The sequence below is a fragment of the Sphingomonas sp. genome (assembly GCF_031380695.1).
Lineage (GTDB): Bacteria > Pseudomonadota > Alphaproteobacteria > Sphingomonadales > Sphingomonadaceae > Sphingomicrobium.
This window is the reverse complement of record NZ_JANMWY010000164.1, coordinates 1-1923: the sequence shown is the minus strand read 5'-3', so window position 1 is coordinate 1923 and position 1923 is coordinate 1. Positions and strand designations below refer to the sequence as shown.

The window sequence follows — 1923 nt, the reverse complement described above, 5'->3', positions numbered from 1 at the left end:
GGGGAGGAACTCAGCCATGGACATGCGTCGCGGACCAGGCCTCGCGCGCGCTCCATGTTTCCACCGATCCACTGACCGTGCACCCGCGCGGCCCGTCGATAATCTCGCCGATTCGAAAAACCGTTTCCCCGGCGGCGGTCAGCGCATCCGTCACCGCCTCGACCCGGCCCGAAGCCACGATCGCAACCATGCCGATGCCGCAGTTGAAGGTCCGCGCCATTTCGCCCGGTTCGACCTTGCCGCCGGCCTGGATCTGCGCGAACAGGCGGGGGAGGGGCCAGCAGTCTGCGTCGATGTTCGCGTGAACGCCTTCGGGCAGCACGCGCGGGACATTTTCCAGCAGCCCGCCGCCGGTGATGTGCGCCAGTCCCTTGATCCGCCCGGCCCGCACCTCTGGAAGGAGGCTCTTCACATAAATCCGCGTGGGTGCCAGCAGTGCGTCACTCAGCAGCCGTTCAGGGTCGAACCGCGCCGGCCGGTCGAGCTTCCAGCCCTCCTGCTCGACGATCCGCCGCACCAGGCTAAACCCATTGCTATGGACCCCGCTGCTTGCCAGTCCGAGGATGACGTCCCCCGGCGCGATGTCCGCCCCGGTCAGCTGCTCGCCGCGCTCGACCGCGCCGACGCAGAAGCCCGCGAGGTCGTAATCGCCCGGCGCATACATGCCTGGCATCTCCGCCGTCTCGCCGCCGATCAGGGCACTACCCGCCTGCCGACACCCGTCGGCGATCGACGCGACCCCCGCCTCGGCGACTGCCTTGTCGAGCTTTCCGGTCGCGAAATAGTCGAGGAAGAACAATGGTTCGGCGCCCTGCACGATCAGGTCGTTGGCGCACATCGCGACCAGGTCGATGCCGACCCCGTCGTGCCGCCCGGCCTCGATCGCCAGCTTGAGCTTGGTCCCGACGCCGTCATTGGCCGCGACTAGCAGGGGATCGCGATAGCCCGCCGCCTTGAGATCGAAGAAGCCGCCGAACCCGCCCAGCTCGGCATCTGCGCCCGGCCGGCGCGTCGATTTGGCGAGTGGCCCGATCGCCTTGACCAGCGCATTGCCGGCGGCGATCGACACGCCGGCCTCGGCATAGGTCAGGGGCTTTTGCGTCATAGGCGGTTCCCTAGCCACAACATGCTTGGATTTCCACGCCGTTGTCGCCAAAAGCCACGGGGATGTCGCTTCGCCCCCCGATCCTCTTCGCCGCCATGCTCGCTATCGCCGGATTCGGCGGCGCACTGCTCGCCCAGCTGGAGAGCGGCGACCGCGGCATCCTGCCGATCGACAGCAGCGGCGTGCTCGAAGTGTCGGGGATCAAGGTCGACGTTGGCGGCCCCACCGCCGAGGCCGCGCGCTATGCCGGCTGGCGCATCGCCCAGCGCGAGGGGTTCAAACTGCTGTGGGCCAAGGCGCACAATGCTCCCGCCAACCAGGCCCCGGCCGTGGATGACGCGACGCTCGATGGCCTCGTCAGCTCGATCAGCGTCGAACAGGAACAGATCGGCCCCGACCGCTACATCGCCACGCTCGGCGTATTGTTCGACCGTGCCCGCGCGGCCGCGCTGATCGGTGTAGCCGGGGACATGCGCCGCTCGCCGCCGATGCTGCTCGTGCCGCTGACCATCACCGGCGGCACCCCGACCAGCCTGGAGACGCGCAACGCGTGGCAGCGGGCGTGGGCCGCCTTCCGCACCTCGACCAGCGCGATCGACTATGTCCGGCCATCGGGGCTCGGTGTCGACCCGCTGCTCGTTAATGCCGCGCAGGTCGACCGGCCCGGTCGCGGCTGGTGGCGCAATATCATCGACTATTATGGCGCATCGGACGTGCTGGTCGCCGAAGTCAGCGTGAAGCGGCTTTACCCCGGCGGGCCCGCCGTCGCCCATTTCGTCGCCCGCCACGGTCCCGACGGCGCGATCATCGGTTCGTTC

1 protein-coding gene and 1 pseudogene are annotated in these 1923 nt (G+C 68.6%); one reads left to right on the top strand and one right to left on the bottom strand.

The window, feature by feature from the left end:
- Positions 1-10 precede the first annotated feature (10 nt).
- Positions 11-1105: a phosphoribosylformylglycinamidine cyclo-ligase gene (purM, locus tag RMN84_RS06205; protein ID WP_309611320.1), complete on the bottom strand. Its 1095-nt coding sequence runs from the start codon at positions 1103-1105 to the stop codon at positions 11-13.
- 62 nt (positions 1106-1167) lie between these two features.
- On the opposite strand from purM, the pseudogene RMN84_RS06200 reads away from it, so the two are divergent.
- Positions 1168-1923: pseudogene (locus RMN84_RS06200) on the top strand (heavy-metal-associated domain-containing protein); the annotation flags it as partial.

What these genes read in the sequence shown, in the direction of transcription:
- purM (WP_309611320.1), bottom strand. Translation starts at nt 1,105, where the DNA reads ATGACGCAAAAGCCCCTGACCTATGCCGAGGCCGGCGTGTCGATCGCC.